General features: G+C 74.4%; 5 protein-coding genes. 2 read left to right on the top strand and 3 right to left on the bottom strand.

What is annotated here, in order from left to right:
• Positions 1-97: 97 nt before the first annotated feature.
• The 3 genes from ACIWVC_RS15925 to ACIWVC_RS15915 form a co-directional block, all read right to left on the bottom strand.
• Positions 98-1,498: an RNA polymerase sigma factor gene (locus ACIWVC_RS15925; RefSeq protein WP_396449906.1), complete on the bottom strand. Its 1,401-nt coding sequence runs from the start codon at positions 1,496-1,498 to the stop codon at positions 98-100.
• Between the two features lie 255 nt (positions 1,499-1,753).
• Entirely contained in the window at positions 1,754-2,779 is a 1,026-nt protein-coding gene (locus tag ACIWVC_RS15920) for a cation diffusion facilitator family transporter (RefSeq protein ID WP_396449905.1), read from the bottom strand.
• Between the two features lie 52 nt (positions 2,780-2,831).
• Positions 2,832-3,989: an AMP-binding protein gene (locus ACIWVC_RS15915; protein ID WP_396449904.1), complete on the bottom strand. Its 1,158-nt coding sequence runs from the start codon at positions 3,987-3,989 to the stop codon at positions 2,832-2,834.
• Between the two features lie 111 nt (positions 3,990-4,100).
• Between ACIWVC_RS15915 and ACIWVC_RS15910 the strand changes: the two genes are divergently transcribed.
• The gene (locus tag ACIWVC_RS15910) at positions 4,101-5,000 is read left to right on the top strand and encodes a 1,4-dihydroxy-2-naphthoyl-CoA synthase (RefSeq protein WP_396449903.1); all 900 of its coding nucleotides are present in this window, start codon (positions 4,101-4,103) and stop codon (positions 4,998-5,000) included.
• A 97-nt stretch (positions 5,001-5,097) separates the two neighbouring features.
• Positions 5,098-5,824: o-succinylbenzoate synthase (locus ACIWVC_RS15905; RefSeq protein WP_396454271.1), on the top strand; the 727-nt coding region annotated here is incomplete at its 3' end.

Raw genomic sequence — 5,824 nt, 5'->3', positions numbered from 1 at the left:
CTGACCGCCGCGCCGGCTGACCGCGAGGCCGGACGGAGACGGGGAAGGCCCGCCCGGCCGAGCGGCCGGGCGGGCCTTCCCCGCGGCGCGGGAGAGGTCAGACGGCGAAGTCCAGCAGCGGGCGGGCGTTGCTGGGGTGCCGCAGCTTGGACAGCGACTCCTTCTCCAGCTGGCGGATCCGCTCGCGGGTCAGGCCGAGCGCCTTGCCGATCTCGTCCAGGGTGCGCGGCGTCCCGTCGTACAGCCCGAACCGCATCGCCATGATCTTGGCTTCGCGCGGGGACAGGATGTCGAGGGTGCGGCGCAGCTGGTCGGCCATGAGCTGGCGGTCGACCAGCTCGGAGGCCTCGGGGCTGTCGGTGTCCTCGATGAGGTCGCCGATGCGGGTCTCGCCGTCCTCGCCGATGGTGGAGTCCAGGCTGATCGGCTGCCGGCTGGTGCGCAGCAGCTCGCGGACCTGCTCGGGGCTCTTGTCCAGCTCGGCGGCCAGCTCCTCCGGGGTGGGCTCGCGGCCGAGCCGCTGGTGCATGTCGCGCTCGACGCGGCTCAGCTTGCTGAGCATCTCCAGCACGTGCACCGGCAGCCGGATGGTGCGGGCGGAGTCGGCGAAGCCGCGCTGGATGGCCTGCCGGATCCACCACATGGCGTAGGTGGAGAACTTGTAGCCCTTGGAGTAGTCGAACTTCTCCACGGCGCGGATCAGGCCGAGGTTGCCCTCCTGGACGACGTCCAGCAGCGACAGGCCGCGGTCGGAGTACTTCTTGGCGACCGACACCACCAGGCGGAGGTTGGCCTCCAGCATGTGGGCCTTGGCGCGGCGGCCGTCGGCGGCGATCCACTCCAGGTCGGCGCGCAGGTCGGGGGAGAGGTCCTCGTTCTCCAGCTTGTGCTCGGCGTACAGGCCGGCCTCGATGCGCTTGGCGAGCTCGACCTCCTGCTCGGCGGTGAGCAGCTGGCGGCGGCCGATGGCCTTGAGGTAGGTGTGGACGGAGTCGCCCATGGCGGTGGACTGGTCGTCCAGGTCGGTGGGCGTGTCGGCGGCCTCGACCTCGGTGACCTCGAACTCCTCGTCGGCCGCGTCCGCGGCGTCGCCGCCGCGCTTCGCGGCCCGGCCGGCGCCCTTGCCGCCCGCCTTGCCGTCCTTGCCGGCGTCCTTGTCCGCGTCCTCGCCCGCGTTGCCGGGGGTCTTGCCCGAAGCCCTGCGGGGCGCGCGCCTCTTCGCGGGGGCGGCCGTAGCCTGGGCGGTCTCCCCGCCGTCGTGGTCGGCGGCCGCGGCCGTCTTGCGGACGGTGTCGGACTCGCCCGCCAGGCTGATGCCGGCCTCGGACAGCTCGCGCAGGATGGAACGGCCCTGGGCCGGGCTGAGCCCGGCGCTCTCGAAGGCCCCCCGCACCTCGTCGAGCGAGAGGCGCCCTTGGGCACGGCCACGCTTGAGGAGCTCGTTGAGCGCGGGGCCCGCCGACTCCGTGAGCGGGGTCTCGACGGCGCTACGCGGCATGGGGACACCCCCCTCCCTTCGGTGTGTGAGTGCGGCGCGGATTGTGTGTTCGCTGGTGGCGCACGCACTTAACGGAACGTCGCACGGCTGGGGCATTGTTCCCGCGGCCGCGGGACCGGCGGCCCGCCGGGGGATCGCGGAGGAACGATCCAGAAGCTGCTGGTGCCCGCGATGGGCCGCTTCATGCGGTCTGACCTGAATCGATCCGACCTTACTGCGTAAAGGCGCCGGGCGGTGACGGCGTGACGAAGGCCACTACCCGCCGGAGTCCTTCTGCCGCAGAGTCCGACCATAACGCGCGATGACCCGTTCGCGCAGGTCAGGGTCGTCTCGGGGGACGGGTTCGAGGAAGACCTCGTCGATCTCCTCGTGCGCGTCCCGCAGCTCGTGCGCCATGCGGACGCAGGCCCGCTCGATGTCGGCGGCGGTGAGGTCGTCGCGGAAGTCCAGCCGGGCGCAGGCGAGGACGCGGTCGGTGCCGAACGTGACGGTGATGATGTCGACGACCCACTCGACCTCGGGGGCCCCGCCGAGGCGGGCGCGGACGTCGGCGACGATCCGCGGGTCGGCCTGGGAGCCGGTCAGCAGGTTGAGGTTGATGCGGCCGAGGATCAGCGCGACGGCGGTGAGCAGCACCCCGATGAGCAGGGATCCGGCGCCGTCCCAGGCCGCCGAGCCGGTCAGCCGGTGCAGGCCGAGCGCGGCGGCGGCGATCAGGACGCCGATCAGGGCCGCGGAGTCCTCCAGCAGGACGCTGACCGAGGTCGGCTCGTCGGTGCGGCGGATGTGGGCGATCACGGGCAGGTCCTCCGCGCGGGCGGCGGCCCGGACCTGCCGGAGGGCCTGCTGCCAGGAGACCGCCTCCAGCGCGAACGCGACGCCGAGCACGGCGAAGGCGACGAGGGTGCCGGACTCCTCGTCCGGCGGATGCCCGGTGAAGGTCTGGACGCCCTGGTAGAAGGAGAACAGCGCGCCCATCCCGAAGATCGCGACGGCGACGAGCAGCGTCCAGATGTAGCGCTCCTTGCCGTAGCCGAGGGGGTGGCGGCGGTCGGCGGGGCGGCCGCTGCGGCGCAGCCCGACGAGAAGCAGCAGCTCGTTGAAGGTGTCGGCGACCGAGTGCGCGGTCTCGGCGGCCATCGACGCCGACCCGGTGGCCAGCGCGGCGAACCCCTTGGCGACGGCGATGCCGAGGTTGGCGCCGAAGGCGAGCAGGACGGTGAGGCGGCTCTCGTTCTCCTTGCCCTCGCCGTTCGCCTGCCCGCTGCGCTGTCCGGCCATGGTCGTCCTCTCCCCGCCCTGTCACGGTGTCATGCGCGGGCGCGCCGGGCGGTCAGGGCGCGGGGGCGCGGAGGCGGGCGCGGTCGGGCTTCCCCGACGCCAGCAGCGGGATCGCCTCCACCAGCTCCAGCTCGCGGGGCGCGGCCCAGGCGGGCATCGTCTCGCGGACGAGGGCGCGCAGCTCGGCCAGCCGCGGCGCGGCGGACGCGGCGGGCACGACGACGGCGGTGACGCGCTCGCCCCATTCGGGGTCGGGCCGCCCGACCACGACGACGTCCCGGACGCCCGGGTGGCGCGACAGCGCGGCGGCCACCTCCCCGGCGACGACCTTCTCCCCGCCGGTGTTGATCACGTCGTCGACGCGGCCGCGGACGCGCAGCCGGCCGTCCTCGATCGCGCCGAGGTCCTGGGTGACGAACCAGTCGCCGTCCCTGGCCTCGGCGGTCAGCTCGGGGCGCAGCCGGTACCCGGTGAACAGGGACGGGCCGGCCAGCCGGATGCGGCCGCCGTCGCCGAGCGCGACGCGCATGCCGTCCAGGGGCGTCCCGTCGTAGACGCAGCCCCCGCAGGTCTCGCTCATGCCGTAGGTGGTGAACACGCGGGCGCCGCGCTCGCGGGCCTCGGCGAGCAGGCCGGGCGCGGCGGCGGCGCCGCCGAGGACGATCGCGCCGAGCCGCGACAGGTCGGCGCCGGTGTCCAGCAGGCGGCGCAGCTGGGTGGGGACGAGGGAGACGTGGAGGCCGTCGGCGCGCGCGGCGGCCGCGGCGTCGAAGCGCGGCGCGATGACCGGGTCGGTGCCGGCGACGAGGGAGCGGACGAGGACCTGGACGCCGGAGATGTGGCTGGTGGGCAGGCAGCACAGCCACCGGTCGCCCGGCCGGGCCCCGATCCGGGCGAGGGTCCCGGCGGCGGAGTGCCGCAGCGCGTCCCCGGACAGCTCGACGAACTTGGGGGCGCCGGTGGAGCCGGACGTGGCGATCAGCATGGCGGTGCCGGCGTCCACGGGCGGGTGCGCGCCGGGGCGGGGGAGGAGCCCGTCCGGGGTCTCGACCGCGTCGGGCGCCAGCGCGTCCAGCAGACCGCGCAGCGCCGGTGCGGGAAGATCGGGGGAGAGCGGGCAGATCGCGGGGCCGCCGCCGAGCGCGTCCGCCAGGGCGTCCAGCAGGCGGGGGCCGGGCGGCAGGACGACGGCGTGCAGCGGGCGGTCCATGATCTCCTCAGCGTAGACGACCCCGCTGAACGCGTTCAAACGGCGGGGCGGTTGAATGGGTCGCGACCGCCCGCGACCCCGGCCGGCGCGGGGCACCAGGGAGAGGAACACATGGTCTCGGAGCTGTTCGACGCGGACGCGTGGAAAGAGGTCGAGGGGTTCGGCTTCACCGACATCACCTACCACCGGGCCGTCGACCACGGCACGGTGCGGGTGGCGTTCGACCGCCCGGAGGTGCGCAACGCGTTCCGTCCCCACACGGTGGACGAACTGTACCGGGCGCTGGACCACGCGCGGATGTCCAGCGACATCGGCTGCGTGCTGCTGACGGGCAACGGGCCGTCGCCGAAGGACGGCGGCTGGGCGTTCTGCTCGGGCGGCGACCAGCGCATCCGCGGCAAGGACGGCTACAAGTACGCCGAGGGCGAGACGTCCGACACGATCGACCCGGCGCGGGCGGGGCGGCTGCACATCCTGGAGGTGCAGCGGCTGATCCGGATGATGGGCAAGGTCGTCATCTGCGTGGTCCCGGGCTGGGCCGCGGGCGGCGGGCACAGCCTGCACGTGGTGTGCGACCTGACGCTCGCGAGCCGCGAGCACGCCCGGTTCAAGCAGACCGACGCGGACGTGGCGAGCTTCGACGGCGGGTTCGGGTCGGCGTACCTGGCGCGGCAGGTCGGGCAGAAGTTCGCCCGCGAGATCTTCTTCCTCGGCGACACCTACGACGCCGAGGCCGCGCACCGGATGGGCATGGTCAACGCCGTCGTCCCGCACGCCGAGCTGGAGGCCACGGCGCTGGAGTGGGCGCGGAAGGTCAACGGCAAGAGCCCGACGGCGCAGCGGATGCTGAAGTTCGCGTTCAACCTGGTCGACGACGGGCTGGTCGGGCAGCAGGTGTTCGCCGGGGAGGCGACGCGGCTGGCCTACGGCACCGACGAGGCGGCCGAGGGCCGCGACTCGTTCCTGGAGAAGCGCGACCCCGATTGGTCGCGTTTCCCGTGGTACTACTAAGTGTTCATACGCACGGTGTGATCCGGAATACCGTCATTCGGCGGGCAGGCAATCGGCAGCTCAGGGGGTTCGGCGGGTGCGGATCTTCTCCATCCCGATGCGGACGCGGTTCCGCGGTGTGACGCGGCGGGAGGGCGTCCTGGTGCGGGGCCCCGCCGGCTGGGGGGAGTTCTCGCCGTTCGCCGAGTACGGCCCGGCCGAGTGCGCCCGCTGGCTGGCCGCCGCGCGGGAGGCCGCCCGCGACGGCTGGCCGGCGCCGGTCCGCGACCGGATCCCGGTGAACGCGACGATCCCGGCGGTGGGCCCGGAGCGGGCGCACGCGCTGGCCAAGGAGTCGGGCTGCCGCACCGCGAAGGTGAAGGTCGCCGAGCGCGGGCAGACCGACGCCGACGACATGGCGCGGGTGGAGGCCGTCCGCGACGCGCTCGGCCCGGACGGCCGGGTGCGCATCGACGTGAACGGCGGCTGGGACGTCGGTCACGCCGCCCGGATGATCCGGGCGCTGGACCGGTGGGGGCTGGAGTACGCCGAGCAGCCCTGCGCGACGCTGGAGGAGCTGGCGGCGGTGCGGCGGCGGGTGGACGTGCCGATCGCGGCGGACGAGTCGATCCGCCGCGCCGAGGACCCGCTGCGGGTGCGGGCGGCGGAGGCCGCCGACGTGGCGGTGCTGAAGGTGCAGCCGCTCGGCGGGGTCGCGGCGGCGCTGCGGGTCGCGGAGGCGTGCGGGCTGCCGGTGGTGGTGTCGAGCGCGGTGGAGACGTCGGTGGGCCTGGCGGCGGGGGTGGCGCTGGCCGCGGCGCTGCCGGAGCTGCGCTACGCGTGCG

The organism is Actinomadura sp., from assembly GCF_044508335.1.
Taxonomy (GTDB): domain Bacteria; phylum Actinomycetota; class Actinomycetes; order Streptosporangiales; family Streptosporangiaceae; genus Spirillospora.
The sequence above is the reverse complement of the archived record's forward strand: the minus strand, read 5'-3'. Positions and strand labels throughout refer to the sequence as shown.